This window comes from Arthrobacter ulcerisalmonis (assembly GCF_900609065.1).
Taxonomy (GTDB): Bacteria; Actinomycetota; Actinomycetes; order Actinomycetales; family Micrococcaceae; genus Arthrobacter; species Arthrobacter ulcerisalmonis.
The window spans coordinates 10,916-26,810 of record NZ_UXAU01000036.1; the positions used below are offsets into that span (position 1 = coordinate 10,916).

The 15,895-nt window shown below is 62.2% G+C and carries 15 protein-coding genes and 2 pseudogenes; 10 read left to right on the forward strand and 7 right to left on the reverse strand.

From position 1 onward, the window contains the following. Positions 1-169: 169 nt before the first annotated feature. Both PSET11_RS12150 and PSET11_RS12155 read right to left on the reverse strand, forming a co-directional pair. Positions 170-853, reverse strand: coding sequence for a response regulator (locus PSET11_RS12150; protein WP_124092588.1), 684 nt, complete (start codon positions 851-853; stop codon positions 170-172). Then, positions 846-2,159, reverse strand: coding sequence for a sensor histidine kinase (locus tag PSET11_RS12155; protein WP_124092589.1), 1,314 nt, complete (start codon positions 2,157-2,159; stop codon positions 846-848). The genes PSET11_RS12150 and PSET11_RS12155 overlap by 8 nt, the downstream gene beginning before the upstream one ends. Before the next feature lie 351 nt (positions 2,160-2,510). Here PSET11_RS12155 and PSET11_RS12160 point away from each other — a divergent pair, with 351 nt between their 5' ends. Further along, positions 2,511-2,912, forward strand: a complete 402-nt coding sequence (locus PSET11_RS12160) for a hypothetical protein (protein ID WP_124092590.1) — start codon at positions 2,511-2,513, stop codon at positions 2,910-2,912. A 107-nt stretch (positions 2,913-3,019) separates the two neighbouring features. Here PSET11_RS12160 and PSET11_RS12165 read toward each other — a convergent pair whose 3' ends face one another. Continuing rightward, positions 3,020-3,322 (reverse strand): transcriptional regulator, encoded by a 303-nt coding sequence (locus PSET11_RS12165; RefSeq protein WP_124092591.1) that lies wholly within the window; start codon positions 3,320-3,322, stop codon positions 3,020-3,022. Further along, positions 3,322-3,795: a SoxR reducing system RseC family protein gene (locus PSET11_RS12170; RefSeq protein ID WP_124092592.1), complete on the reverse strand. Its 474-nt coding sequence runs from the start codon at positions 3,793-3,795 to the stop codon at positions 3,322-3,324. Before PSET11_RS12170 ends, PSET11_RS12165 begins: the two co-directional genes overlap by 1 nt. A 204-nt stretch (positions 3,796-3,999) precedes the next feature. On the opposite strand from PSET11_RS12170, the gene PSET11_RS12175 reads away from it, so the two are divergent. After that, entirely contained in the window at positions 4,000-4,584 is a 585-nt protein-coding gene (locus PSET11_RS12175; protein WP_203415967.1) for a recombinase family protein, read from the forward strand. Positions 4,585-5,919: 1,335 nt separating this feature from the next. On the opposite strand, the gene PSET11_RS12185 is transcribed toward PSET11_RS12175, so the two are convergent. The 3 genes from PSET11_RS12185 to PSET11_RS12195 all read right to left on the reverse strand — a co-directional run bounded on the left by PSET11_RS12185 (position 5,920) and on the right by PSET11_RS12195 (position 7,496). Further along, positions 5,920-6,483: a hypothetical protein gene (locus tag PSET11_RS12185; protein WP_124092593.1), complete on the reverse strand. Its 564-nt coding sequence runs from the start codon at positions 6,481-6,483 to the stop codon at positions 5,920-5,922. A 12-nt stretch (positions 6,484-6,495) separates the two neighbouring features. Continuing rightward, on the reverse strand, positions 6,496-6,693 hold the full coding sequence (locus PSET11_RS12190) for a DUF1508 domain-containing protein (RefSeq protein ID WP_124092594.1): 198 nt from the start codon (positions 6,691-6,693) through the stop codon (positions 6,496-6,498). 464 nt (positions 6,694-7,157) lie between these two features. After that, the gene (locus PSET11_RS12195) at positions 7,158-7,496 is read right to left on the reverse strand and encodes a hypothetical protein (protein WP_124092595.1); all 339 of its coding nucleotides are present in this window, start codon (positions 7,494-7,496) and stop codon (positions 7,158-7,160) included. Between the two features lie 227 nt (positions 7,497-7,723). On the opposite strand from PSET11_RS12195, the gene PSET11_RS12200 reads away from it, so the two are divergent. The 8 genes and pseudogenes from PSET11_RS12200 to PSET11_RS16745 form a co-directional block, all read left to right on the forward strand. After that, the gene (locus tag PSET11_RS12200) at positions 7,724-8,095 is read left to right on the forward strand and encodes a plasmid mobilization protein (RefSeq protein WP_124092596.1); all 372 of its coding nucleotides are present in this window, start codon (positions 7,724-7,726) and stop codon (positions 8,093-8,095) included. Then, positions 8,092-9,939, forward strand: coding sequence for a relaxase/mobilization nuclease domain-containing protein (locus PSET11_RS12205; protein WP_124092597.1), 1,848 nt, complete (start codon positions 8,092-8,094; stop codon positions 9,937-9,939). The genes PSET11_RS12200 and PSET11_RS12205 overlap by 4 nt, the downstream gene beginning before the upstream one ends. Continuing rightward, positions 9,936-11,168, forward strand: a complete 1,233-nt coding sequence (locus PSET11_RS12210) for a hypothetical protein (RefSeq protein WP_124092598.1) — start codon at positions 9,936-9,938, stop codon at positions 11,166-11,168. The genes PSET11_RS12205 and PSET11_RS12210 overlap by 4 nt, the downstream gene beginning before the upstream one ends. A 495-nt stretch (positions 11,169-11,663) precedes the next feature. Further along, positions 11,664-12,329: a hypothetical protein gene (locus PSET11_RS12215; RefSeq protein ID WP_124092599.1), complete on the forward strand. Its 666-nt coding sequence runs from the start codon at positions 11,664-11,666 to the stop codon at positions 12,327-12,329. Positions 12,330-12,380: 51 nt separating this feature from the next. Beyond that, positions 12,381-12,728: a hypothetical protein gene (locus PSET11_RS12220; protein WP_124092600.1), complete on the forward strand. Its 348-nt coding sequence runs from the start codon at positions 12,381-12,383 to the stop codon at positions 12,726-12,728. 156 nt (positions 12,729-12,884) lie between these two features. After that, positions 12,885-13,127, forward strand: a complete 243-nt coding sequence (locus PSET11_RS17185; RefSeq protein WP_415502249.1) for a DUF4158 domain-containing protein — start codon at positions 12,885-12,887, stop codon at positions 13,125-13,127. Continuing rightward, positions 13,079-13,324: pseudogene (locus PSET11_RS17190) on the forward strand (DUF4158 domain-containing protein); the annotation flags it as partial. The gene PSET11_RS17185 and the pseudogene PSET11_RS17190, both read left to right, overlap by 49 nt. Positions 13,325-14,099: 775 nt before the next feature. After that, positions 14,100-15,887: pseudogene (locus PSET11_RS16745) on the forward strand (Tn3 family transposase); the annotation flags it as partial. Between the last annotated feature and the right edge of the window lie 8 nt (positions 15,888-15,895).

Genomic DNA, 15,895 nt, shown 5'->3' on the forward strand with positions numbered 1-15,895 from the left:
ATCGCTGTACGTTGTGCCTGTTTTTGGGCAGCACGCATCAACCGGGGCACTCCGGTGCGTGTTGTTGAGAAGAAGAGAAAGCCACCACCCATGGCGTCCCGCGGAGGCTGGGCCTCCCGGGCATTACATCGGATGAGTCCTTCCGGTTAGCGGCTTTCCGTCATGGGCATCAGCCCAATAAGCGGTGTTCGTAGGCGAAGGCGACGAGCTGGATCCTGGTGCGGACGCCGAGCTTGCCCAGGATGCTGCGGACGTGGGATTTAACGGTGGCTTCCGAGGAAAAAACATTCGCCGCGATTTCGGCGTTACTCAGTCCTTTGGCTACCAGCAGAAAGACGTTCTTTTCGCGGGCTGTCAGTTCCGCGATGGATTCAAGATCTGGTTCAGCTGCAGGGGCCGTGGAGGAGTGTGCGAAGAGCTCGTGGGCGGCTCCAGGGGCGATCACCGCGTGGCCGGAATGGACGGTTCTGATCGCTGCAAGCAGGAACTCCGGCTGGGCACTCTTGAGCAGGAATCCGCTGGCACCGGCCCGGATGGCCTGCACCACGGCTTCGTCCCGGTTGAATGTTGTGAGGGCGATAATCTTTGGCTTCTCGCCTCCGCCGTCCCGAGCTGAAGTGACAATGCGTTGCGTTGCCTCGACCCCGTCCATGACGGGCATCCGCAGGTCCATGAGCATCACATCCGGTGCTGAGGACCCTGCAAGGGTCACTGCCTCCTGGCCGTTGCCCGCGCTTCCGCAGAAGACCATGTCAGGTTGGGATCCAATCATCATCTCCATGCCGGCCCTGAAGAGGACCTGGTCATCGACAAGGGCAACTCTGATGGGGGCGCTACTCTCGAGCTCATCCATGGCTGCTGCTTCCCACTGCGGCCACTTCCTCTGGGACCGGGCCCGCGGCTTCTTCCGCCGCCCCAGCATTCTTGAGCAGCGCACCGTAGGGGATGAAGGCGTTGACGAGGAATTCGTTGTGGTCCTGCTCTGCTGTAAGCCAGCCGCCGGCCAGTCGTGCCCGCTCGCGCATTCCAGGGATTCCCCGGCCCATCCCGGCCGCTGGGGCCAGGTCCTGCCGCTGCTGGTTGTCGCGGATGGAGCTAAAGACCTGGATTGCCAGCCCGGGTCCGCTCCAATCGAAGTGGACTCGCACGTGCGCCCCCCGGCCGCCGTGCTTCAGTGCATTAGTGAGTGATTCCTGCACGATCCTGTAGACCGCGACCTGCTGGCCCTCGGCCAGCACGACAGGGGTGCCCGAAGCGGTCTGGGAAATGTTCAGCTTGTCCGCCAGTTCCTTTATCAAAGCGCCCACATCGCCTACCCCGGGTTGCGGCCCGGTGAGTCCTTCATCTCTGCCGCCGTCAATGACCCGTTGGGTGTCCACCAAGGCCTTGCGGGCTGAGTCGGCGACATTTTCCAAAGCAGCCCGGACAGGGGCAGGCAAATCCTGGCTAACGTAACGAGAACCGTCCGCTTGAGCCACGATAACCGCGAGAGAGTGAGCGAGGACATCGTGGAGGTCTCTGGAGATACGGCTGCGTTCCTGCTCAAGAATGAGATCCACTTCGGCAGCGTGCAGCTTCACCTCGGCCGACCGGCGCTCCCTAGTAAGCAGGGCGCGTTCTTCAAAATTCCGGATCAGATAGCCGGCCAGCCAACAGGTCAGCATGATGACAAGCAGGAGTGACGCGCCCGCAGCCCAGTAATTAGCCATCGCTTCAGGGTCGGCGAAATTATTGATGAGGACGAAACCGCGCCCTGTGGAGCTGCCTGTATATTGCCGCGAGAGCAGCAGAAAGGACATGACCCCGGCGTAGACGGGTGACAGCCCGAGCGCCGCCCAGCGGACCCACCGCTGGCCGTTATAGGCCACAAAAAATAAGGCGAACGGGACAGCGAAATTCATCGTCCAGTAATGGGGAAACACAGGGTTCACCCAATGCAGGCCCTGCGCCAGCAGGTAAGCACCCACAGCTGCTAATGCCAGCAAGGGATAGCGGGCAGAGACCGCGACCACCGCTGTGAAGATGACCAGCGTGTGCGCTACCGGCCAGTCCCAGAAGCGCCCGTAAGCGGGAACCAGGCTGAAGTACCAGAAAGCAAAGTAGCCGCCCGCTACAACCAGCGCACCCCAATGCCGTGTAAACCCCCGAAGAACCCTCATAAAGCCACGCTATCCCGGGCAGAACAAAGAAAATCCTCAATTGGAGACCTCCTAGCCCTGCGGCTATCAAGAAATAGCCGCAGGGCTAGAAAAACCCGTTCCGAAAGTACAAGGAGACGGACGCGAGGCGAGGCATACCCCAGGATCTACGGCACCAGCAACCGGCCGCCGGCCTTCCGCCACGGAGCGGGGACGCCCGGTAAAGGATCGGCTTACGGACACATCGCCTGGTGGCCTCGAGAGATTTCCAGTCAGTACCTGCAGCTCAGGTTCTCTGTGAGGCGAGTGCCCCAAGCCGTCCACAGTGCAAGACTGTTACGACGCAAGCTTTGAAGCTGTCTCGGGGGAAATATGACTGAACAGTCCAACATTCAGAATTTGAAGAATCCAATGCACGTCAGACTGGCTAGGGCTTTCCGAATCAGTGACCTGACGGAATTTGAAGCACGCGTCCTTGAAAAGGGGTACGTGTCACGAGAGGACTACGAGGAAGCGTATCGCCTTTGGATCCAGCGAATGACCCTTGAAGGGTTCGTAGTAGAGGACGTTAAGGACAGCAATGGGTACTACATCCCAAACTGGTCATCAGAGGCACGAGATGAACTCCAGCAGCGAAATGCTTCCACTGCCGATGTCTCCCGGTATGAGGGAGAAGAGCGGGCTACCGTGCATAGACTCCAAACTGGCACGTTCCTTCTGGTCAATGCCGTTTTTCACGAACAATCACGCCCGAGCGGCATCTTGGACGACTAAAGCAGTCGCGGGCGTCCCGAAACGGCTGTCCGCTCAGGGATCCCTTACCGGACGCTGGTCAATTGGTTTGTTCGTCTCAGTCTCAAGGGAGGGGGCCTATCGACGAGCTAGCTTGATGGGTGGTCTGCGCTGGCGGCTAGTCGTCGCAGCTCTTGAATATGGCCTTTAAAGGCCTGTGAACCTGCCTTTGTCATGTGCGCCCAGGTTCGGGTTCGGGTGTTGACCGTGCCTTTTCTCAGGTCGACGTAGCCGGCCTGTTCAAGGACTTTCAGATGCTTACTCAGGACCGAATCACTGAGGGTGAGACCATCACGGATTACGCTGAATTCCACTTCTCCTGCACCGGCTAGGAGCGAGCAGATACGTAGTCGGGTCGGAACGTGAATGATCTCGTCAAAATCCGCCTCCATCAGTACGGGGTTCCAAGTGAAGCGGCGAGTTTCTTATCCATCGCGGGCCCACATACAAGCGTGAGGACAAGCGCCAGTAGGCCAGCAATATAAGCAGCCCACTCACTTCCGCTGAGGGCATGGACCACGAGGGCGCCGATAACGAGAACCGCAAAACCAGCCAGATAGAGCAAGCCTAGAGCTCTGCTGCCTCTGTGCGTATAAACGTCGATTATCACCCGGGATCGAGCTGACTGCAGGACCGGCAGTACGCAGAAGATGATGATGGAGGTTCCCAGGGCTAAGATCGCCCAGCTATGGGAGTTGAACAGCACCAGCCCGATGATAAACAAGGCCACCGCTATGCCTTGAGTTGGATACAACCAGGCAGGGGAACGGACAAAGGGGGCCAGGGCACGCTGTGAATCGGCAACCGAGTCCAGCGCCTGCTGTGCCTCCAGTGGATTGGGCCGCGCATTGCTTTCGTGTGTCATGTCACCAACTTAGACTTTCCATTGAGGAAACTCAAGCCTTTCCGCTAAGGAAAATGTATTGCGTTCTTTGTCCGTAAGCCGGTCGATCACCGTGCCGCGAAATCCCTCCGCGATGTCCCGCGCTGCTGCTGGCTTGGTTCATGTACGTAAGACCCGCACGATCAAATGCACGATGCCGGGGGGATTACTGCAACGATGTTCCTCATGACTGGAATGAAGATCGGTTATGCCCGGGTCTCGACAAACGACCAAGACCTAACCGCCCAACGCAACGCCCTCCTCACCCTGGGTGTAGAGGAGGCTCAGATCTTCGTAGATCACGGGCTTACAGGAACTAACCGCCTGCGCCCCGGGCTCCGTGAAGCGATGGCCGCATGCCGTGCCGGCGACACGTTGGTGGTCACCAAGCTCGACAGGTTGGCACGTTCCCTTTCTGATGCCAAAGACATAGCCGATGAACTGACAGGCAAAGGAGTAGTGCTCAGCCTCGGTGGCAGCACCCACGATCCCACTGACCCCGTAGGCCGGCTGCTGTTCAACGTCCTGGGAATGGTGGCCGAGTTTGAGGCGGACCTGATCCGGATGCGCACCCGCGAGGGCATGGCGGTCGCAAAGGCGAAGGGGCGATTGAAAGGCAAGCAGCCGAAATTATCCAAGACACAGCGGAAGCACCTTCTGACGCTGCACGGCGCCGGGGAGCATACGCAGGCTGAGTTGGCGGAGCTGTTTAGTGTGTCCCGGACGACGGTGTACCGCGAGCTCCAACGGCAGACGACTTCTGCGAAATGACGGCTCGTGCAGGCGACTATGAAGCGGAGTGCAGCACCGCGCAGGGGACTTCTGACATTTTCCTGTTCACACTCGTCTGCACTGCCCCGGAATTCCGCGGGCCCTTGTGCAGAAGACTTCGGAAAATGACAGTGGCCCGCGCTGGCTGTCCTACAACCAAGGAAATGGAACGTCTTGTGGTTAGCTTCATTCGTGATGAGAGCACCGGGAAAGAAATGGCGGAGAGTCGGCTTCTGGGTGCTGTTGGGAGCACTGGCGGCGGCTGTCGTGGTGCCAGCTCTTATTTGGCCTTCCGCGGTTTGGGCCCCTTTGATTTCTGCCGCAGCAGCGGTTGTGTCCGCAGCGATAGCGGCTAGGAAAGCAGATGTCAGTGCGGACGACGCCGATCGCGCTGAGGCAGCGCAGGCGACCGCCGAGAAAGCTGCAAGGGCCGCCCATCTGGGGCTTGCGTATCAGGCACACCCGGAAGTTGGAGTGTGGTGGTACCGCCCAGCATCACCTAAAGACTTCACCCACTGGGATTTGCACCTGACGGCTGACCGGCCAGCGAAGAACATTGTGGCCGAGTGGCACTTTGTTGATGGCCGGGAACCCGTAAGAGGAAGCTGGCCCGAAATCGAACCAGGTCCAAATGGTCTCGGCTTGCCCACGACGCGCTTAGTGATCCCCTTAGGGATTCCAGCCTCAGTAAAGCCAGCCGATGTGTATCACTACCTCGCCAGGGGAACTCTTGAATTCACTGATGCGGCGGGTTTGGCACGGTGGAGGACGACATGGCGATACGTCCCTCTGGGCCCTGAGGATGACCCTCGCATGCAATTCCTCAACGCGCCGAAAGCCGAGTATGAATCAGAGCTCGTGGAACTTCTCGAACTGCCCGACTTGGACTAGGCACAGCGGATAGAAACCAGTCATCCTACAGTGATGAACCGTCGTCCGAATCCCTTGGCGTGAAGTGTTTCAGGCTTCTGATGGTGGCCGTCATGGCCCTCACGGCGTCTGGGTCTTCTCCCCAATATCGTCCGTCGCGCGTGCATGCGTGGAACGAGGTCACGGCGGATTCCTCGAAAGCTTGGTTCAGTTCTGCCCAAGCTGATTCCAGGTCTTCCAGCTGTTCAGGTGTCAGAGGCTCGCGCTTGGGAGGTGAAGTCCAGACGGCCGAATAGGGAGTCTCAGTATCAGGCCGCTTTCGGTGCCTGGCTAGGAGCTGCCGAAGTCCCACTGGTCACGTTCCTTCCAACAAGAATGTCCCGTCTGGGATTGGGGGTAACCAGACGGGACATTCCATCGTACATTTCTGTGTGGTCACTCGTGGTGAATCACATCAGGCCACATCTAGGACTGGGAAAAGGTTCTTAGTTCGTCGTCAAAGTTGCCCTCGGGGTCCAACAGCCGCGCTGCCCGAAAACTGCGTTGATCGATTGAGGCCATGTCCTGGTCATGCAGTGCCTCGCGGGCAGGGTCGAGGGGCCGGCTGTTCTTCAGTTCCTTCCACAGGGGAGGATCTTCTCTCAGGCTGCGGTTCACAACCTCCATGCGGAGCTTGCGTGCTGCCTCCTTTTCGCCAAGTTCGTTGAAGTGCGCGAATGCGGTATTGAGATGTGCTTCTATCCCGTCCCAGTGGTCAGGATCTACGCCAGGGAATTTATCATCCTGGAAGACCGCCAGCACGGCGAATAGCAGCAGTTCTTCCTCTGTAGCGGTAGGTTCCATAGCCCGGGCAGCTATGTTGCGCATAAGGAATGCTGACCCGTAGAAGTAGCCGGGTTCGTCACCATCCAAGGCCAGGTCATGCAAGCCCCTGGCTTCACCGCCGCCCGAGGTCAGCATTGCAGACCATTCGGAGACGAAAGCAGTGATGTCTCTGCCAGCGATCACAAGATGTTCGTTGTCCGTCACGGGGGATCGCTCCTAATCGGTTTTCAGTGGATTTGTGAACTTGTCGGCATCTTTGTAGCTCCCGGCGATAATTTTGTCCGCCATGGCACGAGCATCGATTTGGTTCTCGTAACCCTGGCTTCCGTCTACGGCGATGATGTTGCCGTTGTCAGCAACAAGCTGCCACGCCCATGTGCCGTCTTTTCGTTCGAATACGATCCTTTTTGCCATACCGATCAATCCCCTCAGCTAGATATCAGAAAGTGCACCCTAGATGGCTGCTGGGCTAGACACTAGCTCAGAGGTTTGTACGGTTGCCATTGCGTCCGGCGGTTCGTGGTAATCCCCGCCCGTAGCCCCCTGAGCGCCTTAGAATCCAACCCCGCGCCCGTTGGTTCCTGTCACTGCGGAACCCGCGCCCCGCACACCGAATGTGTGTCGTCCCTGCTGAAAAAAACCCAGCCACAACGGCCGGGGAGACGGCCACGAAAGGCTTGAACCATGGGGGACCTGCCCGGTCTTTTCCTGACCCCGTTCGGTGGAGGCTGTGCACGGCCACCGCTTATCCAGGGCGACGTGTGACCGGTAGGTGACGTGGTGGTTGTGTGCAGGGGGTCAGCTGGGTCCCGTCGTCCGCTTGTGTGCGGGAAAAGCCCGAAGGAGTTAGCTTTTGCCGTGCACCTGTGGGCGAGGGGTTACTGTTCGTTCGCGCCGGGAATTTCGATATCGGATACGCCACTGTGCTTTACGTCGTCGCGGTTCGGTGTGCGGCGTTCCGTCTTCTTCCGTGGACGGCCACCCGTCTTCTTGGTCGGCGTGTCCAGACCGAAACCACGCAGGTCAGATTCCGTCCATTCCGCGCGGAGCGCACCTTGGTAGTCCTGTGCGTACTTCTGTTCCGCTGCGGCGAGCAGCTGGGCGGCCTCAGCCAGTTCAACGCTGCTCGCGGCGGCCTTCTTCACGGCGTTCACTTTGGCGTCCCTGGCGGCGTCAATTTTTGCGGCCGCCTTAGCGGCAATGTCATCAATGTTCATACCACGAGCCTACCGCCGAGGTCGCAACCTGTCAGGTCGCTTTGCACCCGCCTCGAACCAATGGTGAGAAAACCGAAGAACTAAATGGAGCGGAGCAAGCTGGGTGTTTATCTACGATAAGTCCGCTTCAACCTCGCTTTCGCGCTCGGTTGGTGGCAAACTGGTGTTTGCGTCCCCCAGGTCTGGGGGTCGCTGCGCTGGGCTTTTCAGTGATCGTGAGGAGGAACGTGTCGGATCGTCGTCGTCGTGCGAACGTGAAGGGCGGGCGTCCTCATTCGTGGCAGGTGACAGCTTCTGACGAGGAAGCGGCTGCGCTGGTTGTCAAAGCTGAGCAGGCTCGTAAGACCGTGCCGGCGTTGCTCTTTGATGCGGCCATGGCCCAGGGCATGGCGGATCAGTTTGTTCTTGACGTTGAGGTTCGTGAGGAGCTGACCGCGATCCGGAACATGATGCGGGCGTTGGGTAATAACATGAACCAGCTGGCAAAGCACGCGAATGCGACGGGGGAGTTTCCCGCCGAAGCTGCCGCCGCGGTTAAAGCCGTGCAGCGCACCGCCGCCCGTATCAATGACGCGTTGCTGGATCTCGGTCAACGATGATTCCCAACGTCAGCACCGGCAGCCGCATGTTCGGACTCGTCCAGTACCTTGCCGGTCCCGGAAGGGCCAACGAGCACACCAACATGCATGTGGTCTGCGCATCGGAACAGATCGTGTCCGTGCTTGACCGGCAGGAACTCGATACCGAGAATACCCGCGCCCTGGGACACGAGATGAACTTCCCGAAGAAGGCCTTCCGGGTGTCGGATGACAACCGCGATCACGTGCTGCATGTTTCGTTGTCGCTGGACCCTGACCAGCTGGGGGAGTCCGGCCAGCGTGACGATGAGTTTTGGGAAACTGTGTCGCGGAAGTTCGTCGCTGAAATGGGTTTGGACGGCACTGACGGGAAGGCCGGGTGCCGGTGGGTTTCCATCCGCCACGGGCTGAGCAAGAACGGCAACGACCACGTTCACCTGGCCATCTCCATGATCCGGGAGGACGGCACATGGTGGAGCGACTACAAGAGCAAATTCAAGTCGCAGAAGGCCGCCCGCGTGATCGAGAAAGACCTCGGCCTGCGCGTGCTCGGTCAGGGGCTTAAGACGAAGGGGACCAAGCCGGGAGAGCTTGAATCGCTGGCCCGCCGACGCGCCGAAGCCGCGTACGGGCGCGAGGCGAAGCACAACCAGGCCATGGTGCCCTGGGCAATGCTGGACAGGGCCGCCCGTAACCACCTGATCGGGGTGCAGCGGACCATCGAACAGCCGCGTGTTGAGCTTGCCCGCCGGTTGCGCGGGGCAGGGGCGGGCGCACGTTCGGAGACTGAGTATGTGCAGCGGCTCCGTGGCTCGGGGCTGTTGGTTCGGCCGTACTTCGCCAAAGGCAGCACCACGGCAGTTGCCGGATACTCGGTGGCGTTCCGGCCGCAGTCGGGGGAGCGCCCCATCTGGTACGGCGGCGGAACTCTGGCAAAGGATTTGGCGCTGCCGGCGCTGCGCGAGCAGTGGCCCGAAGCTGACCCCGCGGCCGCCGTCCCGGAATGGAAAGCTGCCGGGAAGAACAAGGCATTCACTACCGCCGTCCCCGCCGGTTCGGACGTTGTGTCCGCCGAGGTCGTGAACGCCTTCTTCCGTGAGATGAAAGACGCTGCCGCGCTCTTCCGCGACGTGAACGGAACCGACCCGGCACGGTTCGCGCAGATCGCCCGTCAGGGTGCAGGAGTGCTCTCGGCGTGGAGTGTCGCAGCCGGGGCAGAGGGAGATTCAGCGGCGAAGAACCTCGCGGCCGCCGCCGATCTTTTCGCCAGGCATTCGCAGCTGGCCGAAGAACCTAAACGAGCCGTGCTGCCCACCCGCGAGATTATTGCCGGGATCGCAACGCACCAGGCAATCAGCCTGTCCAGAAGGGCCGGGGCGTCGGCGATTCTGGCTGCATGGAGTGATTTCGGGACCCAGTTGGGGAAGGCGTTCAAGGCCCATGACTACGGGCACACATCCGATCGGTTGGCCCGTGAGGTTCGGGAGAAACTGACGGCCGTGCAGCGGGCTTACCTGTCGGTGGACGGCAACCCGATCCGGCCCCACTTCGGTGGCACCGCGCCCATGAAGGGCACAACGGATGCAGCGGTGGCCGTGCTCGAGCGGCGTCTGACCGCACCAGGTGAAGCAGCGGAGCTGGTGCAAAAGCCGAGGCCGCGACTCGAGGTACTGGAGGAGCAGCTACGGGCAGCCGGACTGCCGGAGCAGGCAATCCGGGCACGGCTCCAGGCAGAGAAGATCATACCGACAGGGCCACGCCCCGCCCAAGGGAAAGCCGCGGTGTCCAAGGCGTCCAGGGCACCGACGCAGGGACCAGACCAGAAGGCACAACAGAGCAGGGATCAACAGAAAGGTGGGGGATGACGTTGAGCGAGACTGACGGCGTTGATGGGTTTGTTGAAGAGAGTTTCCAGCATGCGTTGGCGATGGCCGCGCAGATTGGTTCCAGTGCGGCCAGGGTGTGGGGGCAGCATGCCGAACGGGCGCGGGCCGATAACAGCCGGCGCGGTGCCATGGACCGGTTGGCGTTCGAGTCCGAGAAGCTGGCGGCCGTGACCGCGCTGGCCCCGACAGCGAGGAACCAGTGGTGGGAATCGGCCGGGCAGGCAGACATTGTGGACGCCTACCGGATCGCCACGGCGTGGAAGGACCACGACCCGGCGGCCGCGTCGGCCGAGCAGAATATCCGGACCCAGCTGCAGGAGCGTTTTGGGTTCGACATCACCGACGTCGTGCGGGATCAGCAGCGCATCGACGCCGCCCACGCGCCGGAAGCTTCGGTGGAGGCATGGATGAATCTGAAGCCGGGGGACCGGTCCACTGCGCAGGCCCCGGAAGCCGTACAGGCTGCCGCCCAGCGGTGGGCCATCATGCATCAGAGCCCCGATTACCAGGATCACGTCTTGGGGCAGGTCCAGGCAAGCAACCCGCAGGCCAAGGACCAGCTGGTGAAGGACTGGATGGGAGCCGGCTCACCGGAGGTCCGGCGGTTCGATCCGGAGTTCCTTGCAGCGCAGAAGAGATTCGATGGCCGGGAACCTGCCCGTGCCGAGACGCGGGAACGGGAGGCAGAGCTGCGCCGCCAGGAGTTTCTTGCCCGGCATGGACGCGGCTCTGATGAGGCACTAATCCAGGTCAGTACCCTCGGTTCCACCGAGGCCAAGAAAGACGCCGAGGGGTATAAGGCTGTTGCGACGGCCGAGTACGCCCGTGCCGACCAGGCGAAGGAAGAATCCGCCCGCGAGGAACACAGCGGACCGTCTCACGCGGAGGAGGAGTGGTACCGGGAAGAGTTCCTTGCCCGCCCCCCCGAAGCTGTCAATGCCGAGGTCAACGCCGACACAGCAACCCACCAGGGGGCCGGTCACGAACGGGCGGGCAACGTAGCGGCTGACCGTGCGGCGGCCGCCTACGGAACCGCTGAGCACCGTGCAGCGCTGGAGCAGCAGCTCGTGACAGCCGGGGTGCCCGCCGAGGCTGTCAAGGCACGCATGCAGGGCGAGAAAATCCAGAAGTACCCGATCACCCACGCGGCCGCCGGCAAGGGCGCAAAGGCCGGTAAAACCCATGGTGGGAATGTCAATCTGATTTGAGCCCAGTCGGCCTCGAGATTGCAGTCTCATCGGGGACCATCTCCCCATGGCCGCTGGCGAAATTGTCAGTCATTGCAGGCCGTCGTTGTTGACTTGGCATCAGCTCGGCGCTGGCTGCAGTGAATTGATCACAGGCTGCAGCTATATTTTCTACAGAGTATTGAATAATCGCTTGCTTTGCCCCTAGACTCACCACTTACCGGCGCACCGCCGGGGTCTCAAATGGGGGAAATCGACAGTGGCTACGTCTCTCTTGTTGCGCTCAAATACGCCCACAAGTGTGATGCGTCGCACCTTTGAACAGGAGTATGCGTAGAAAGGGATCGCCACTCCGAGGTTTCTTCTAAAGCATCTTCTGGGGGAAAAATGAAGAAAAGCAGGCACTCACCGATCATGATCGCCGCACTAGGGGGTTCGAATGTCCCGGGTCAACGGGCTAGTTCGGACGGCAAAATGAACATACGACGTTGGCGATCGAAGGTTGCCCTAACTGTCGTGATTGCCGCGGCTGCCGCGGGTCTCGGCGCTGCTCCAGCGTCGGCGGCGCAGCCCCCTCCTGGTTACCCAACCAGCCAAGTGATGGCGACTGCTTCCAACCCGACGCTCGGTAGCATCCAGATCCGCCGCGGCTTCTACGACAACGCGATCGACCAGGGCTGGGGGATGGATAAAGCCTGGAACAAGCACAACATCTGGAGCGTGGAAGCGATGCGCCGCGTAATGCTGTCGACAAACATCACGCCTCAGGGACTGCAATACCTGCTCAAGGCCTACGCGGGTAAATACCAGTGCAGCGGGTCTACCTGCACGCTAACTGACCAGCGAGAAGTCCGCGGGATTTACGACACACAGTCGTACACCAATTACTACGGGTGGCCGGTCGGCGGCAAGATGGGCCAGCTCACCATGTACTGCTACCAAGGCGGCGAACTCCTCTGCCCCAACTGGGTGACGTATTCAATCACCAACCCCGGTGTGAACAACCCGTACCGGTCGTCTTCGCCGAGTGCTGACACAAACCTCTCGGCTGAAGAATCGTCCGAGCAGGCCGAAATCCTGTCCTCCGATGAGATCGTGACGCTCGACCAGGCAATCGCGGCTGGCGACGAGCAGGTGGCTTTCTCCTACGAGCCTCTGCCCGAGGTGATCGACGCACCATGACGGCAGGCTGGGGGCGCGTCATTGCGCCTTCAGCCCCTCAGGGAGTCAACTATGAATATGGACCTAGCTCGATACATCGTTGACGCAGTCGACCGCTACTGGGCTGGGGACGTGCAGATCCTCGGCGCATGGCAGGACGGACCAGCCGCAACCTGCGTGGTGTACCGCCGAACCATCGACCCAACGATGACCCTTGGGTGCAGGCTCGAGTTTCATTCAGACTCAGCAGACGGCACCATTGAGGGCTTCGCCCGCGCCGTGGCGGTCAATCTCGCCGAGCCGATTGGTACCGCCAGGAGCCGTCAAGATCAGCACGGCATCGTTTGGGTGGCCGTCCCCGAGGACCGCTCCACACCCGCGCCACCCGTCAAAGTCCTACAAGAACTCGCCGGTAGATAAGCTCTTCCTTCGCCTTCAGGCGGCTATCCAACGCCGATATCACCCAAGAGCAAGGGGTCGCCGTAGTACTCGGGAAAAAACGGGCGGATATGGTTGAGTGGGCTTCTGAACTGGGGATCCTCGGGTACTGGTTGGAGGTGCTGTGTGGCGGCGCGGGTGTTCGCGGACGAGGAGCTGGATCGGCTTCGGGGGTTCCCGGAGATCGGCCGGGACGAGTTGTTCCGTTTTTTCACCCTTACCCCGGCGGATGTCGCGTTCGTTGATCCCGGCCGGGGGCGGGGGCCTGCGGACCGGCTCGGTTCGCAGTGGCGTTGTGTACGTTGCCGTGGCTGGGGTTCGTGCCGGACAGGGTGTCTTCGGCGCCACTGGTGGCGGTGGGCCGGCTGGCTGATCAATTGAGCGTCGATCCGGATGCTTTGCGGTCCTACGGGCGGCGGGTGAAGACCCGGACCGAGCATCTGCGGTTGGTGGCGAAGTATCTGGGGTGGCGGCTGCCGACAACGATGGAGTTCAAGGAGCTGGATGAGTTCCTGCTTGCTCGGGCGTTGGAGCATGACTCGCCGACGTTGTTGTTCCGGCTGGGATGCGAGTACCTGATCTCGGCGCGGGTGCTCCGGCCCGGGCCGGTGACTGTGGTGAAGCGGGTCGCGCACGCGCGGGAGGAGGCGCAGCGGGAGACGTTCGACCGGTTGGCGCGTGAGTTTACCGATGCCCGGTGCGCCGCGTTGGACGCGTTGCTGGTGACTGACCCGGAGGTCGGTATGACGCGGTTGCGGTGGCTGTCGACAGGGCCTGTCGAGGCGTCCCCGGCCGCGGTGAAAGCTGAGGTCGCCAAGCTGGAGTTTCTGCGTGGCCTGGGCGCGGACACTCTGGACCTGTCGGTGCTGCCCGCCGAGCGGCGTCGGTTCCTGGCCACGGTCGGGCGCCGGTTGACCGTGCAGGCGCTGGAACGGCGCGATCCGCAGCGCCGCTACCCGATCCTGCTTACGGTGCTGGCGCAGTCGGCGACCGATGTGCTCGATGAGGTCGTGCAGCTGTTTGACCAGGCCATTTCCGCGCGGGAGAGCAAGGCCGGGCGGAAGATGCGCGAGGCGCTTGCCGAGCGGGGCAAGGCCGGGGAGGACCGGCAGGCGCTCCTGGATGATCTGCTGGCCATCGTCACCGACCCGGCCGTGCCCGACGAGCAGGTCGGCGGGCTGATCCGTGGTGACCGGATTGGGTGGGCCCGCCTGCGATCCGCGGTGGCGCAGGCCGCTCCGCGATTGCCGCGCGATCACGGGCACCTCGCGGCTTTGGACGGCTCCTACGGGTATTTGCGGCAGTTCACCCCGCAGGTCCTCGCTGCGGTGACGTTCGCCGGCGGCACCGCCCGCGACCGGGCTGCTCGAGGCTGTGGAGATCCTGCGCGGACTCAACGCCACCGGCGCCCGCCGTGTCCCGGCCGACGCGCCGACCGGGTTCGTGCCCGCGCGGTGGCGCGGCTACCTGGAGGCCGCAGCTGTGTCCGGCAACACGAGCGCCTACCGGCACTACTGGGAGCTGTGCACGCTGCTGGCCCTGCGCGATGGACTGCGCACCGGGGACGTGTTCGTGCCGGGCTCGCGCCGTTACTCCAACCCGGCCGCCTACCTGCTGGCCCCGGACAAGTGGGCCAACCAGCGCGCGGAGTTCTGCCAGCTGGTGGGCAAGCCCGCGGACCCCGCCCGTGCACTGGCCGCGGCGGAGGACGAGCTGGGCGAGGCGCTGGGCGAGCTCGAGGAGGTGCTGGCCGGCGGGGACGGACCGGTCCGCCTGGACGAGGACGGTGATCTGGTGATCTCTCCGTTGACCGCAGAGGACGTCCCGGCCGTGGCGACGGCGTTGAAGGCGGAGCTGACCGAGATGCTGCCGTTCGCGCCGATCGTGTCGTTGCTGATCGAGCTGGACAAGCGCACCGGCTACCTGGACTGCTTCACCCACGCCGGCGGCAAGCAGGCGCGCAGCCCGGAGCTGAAGCGGAACCTGATCGCGGTGCTGATCAGCCACTCCACCAACCTCCGCCTGACACGGATGGCTGATGCGTGCGGGATCTCCTATGACGTGCTGGCCTGGACCGCCGAGTGGTACGTGCGGGAGGAGACGCTGCGCGCGGCGAACCTGGCGATCATTGACTACCACCAACGGCTGCCCCTGACCCCGGTGTTCGGCACCGGCACCCTGTCCTCATCGGACGGCCAGCGCTTCCCGACCCGCGGCAAGTCCGTCACCGCAAGGGCACTGAGCAGGTATTTCGCGAACGAAGGGCTCTCGACGTACACGCACGTGACCGACCAGCACACCACCTACGGCACGAAGGTCATCGTCGCCACCAAACGCGAGGCCCATTACGTTCTCGACGAAATCCTGGGCAACGCGACCGACATACCCATCACCGAGCACGCGACGGACACCCATGGGGTGACGCTGGTCAACTTCGCCCTGTTCGACCTGCTCGGACTCCAGCTCTCGCCACGCATCCGGGACCTTGGCAAGATCACCCTCAACCGCATGGGGTCCCGCACGCAGGTCGAGGCCGACTATCCAAACACCGGGCCGCTGCTGACACGCAAGCTGAACACCGACCTGATCGCCGAACACTACGACGACCTGCTCCGCCTGGCCGGGTCGCTGAAATTCGGGCACGCCACCGCGTCGCTGCTGGTCGGCAAGCTGTCCGCCTCCGGCAGGCAGAACGCGCTGGCGGCGGCGCTGAAAGAGTACGGGTCCCTTCGCCGCACCATCTACGCCGCCCGCTACCTGGCCGACCCTGCCTACCGGCGCAAGATCTCCCGGCAGTTGAACAAGGGAGAGTCGCTGCACGCACTCAAACGGGACCTGCTCTACGCACACGAGGGCACCGTTCGTGCCCGGCACCTGGAGCAGCAGACCGAGCAGGCGTGGTGTCTGACCCTGGTCACCAACGCCGTGGTGGCCTGGACGACGGAGTATTACGGCTTGGCGGTGGATTCGTTGCGGCAGGCCGGGCGCCGCATCGATGACGAGGTGCTGGCCCACATCTCGCCGGCACACAGCGAGAACATCAACTTCTTCGGATCCATCAACGTCGACATCGAGGGCGAGCTGGCCCAGCTCGGCCCCACCGGCTACCGGCCGTTGCGGGTGCGCGACACCCTGTTCTGACACCGGGG

Excerpts from the sequence above, each read along its gene's own strand:
- PSET11_RS12205 (WP_124092597.1), top strand. The coding sequence starts at position 8,092 with ATGATTCCCAACGTCAGCACCGGCAGCCGCATGTTCGGACTCGTCCAG.
- PSET11_RS12175 (WP_203415967.1), top strand. The coding sequence starts at position 4,000 with ATGACTGGAATGAAGATCGGTTATGCCCGGGTCTCGACAAACGACCAA.
- PSET11_RS12165 (WP_124092591.1), bottom strand. The coding sequence starts at position 3,322 with ATGGAGGCGGATTTTGACGAGATCATTCACGTTCCGACCCGACTACGT.
- PSET11_RS12195 (WP_124092595.1), bottom strand. The coding sequence starts at position 7,496 with ATGAACATTGATGACATTGCCGCTAAGGCGGCCGCAAAAATTGACGCC.
- PSET11_RS12150 (WP_124092588.1), bottom strand. The coding sequence starts at position 853 with ATGGATGAGCTCGAGAGTAGCGCCCCCATCAGAGTTGCCCTTGTCGAT.
- PSET11_RS12220 (WP_124092600.1), top strand. The coding sequence starts at position 12,381 with ATGAATATGGACCTAGCTCGATACATCGTTGACGCAGTCGACCGCTAC.
- PSET11_RS12210 (WP_124092598.1), top strand. The coding sequence starts at position 9,936 with ATGACGTTGAGCGAGACTGACGGCGTTGATGGGTTTGTTGAAGAGAGT.
- PSET11_RS12155 (WP_124092589.1), bottom strand. The coding sequence starts at position 2,159 with ATGAGGGTTCTTCGGGGGTTTACACGGCATTGGGGTGCGCTGGTTGTA.
- PSET11_RS12190 (WP_124092594.1), bottom strand. The coding sequence starts at position 6,693 with ATGGCAAAAAGGATCGTATTCGAACGAAAAGACGGCACATGGGCGTGG.
- PSET11_RS12160 (WP_124092590.1), top strand. The coding sequence starts at position 2,511 with ATGACTGAACAGTCCAACATTCAGAATTTGAAGAATCCAATGCACGTC.
- PSET11_RS12170 (WP_124092592.1), bottom strand. The coding sequence starts at position 3,795 with ATGACACACGAAAGCAATGCGCGGCCCAATCCACTGGAGGCACAGCAG.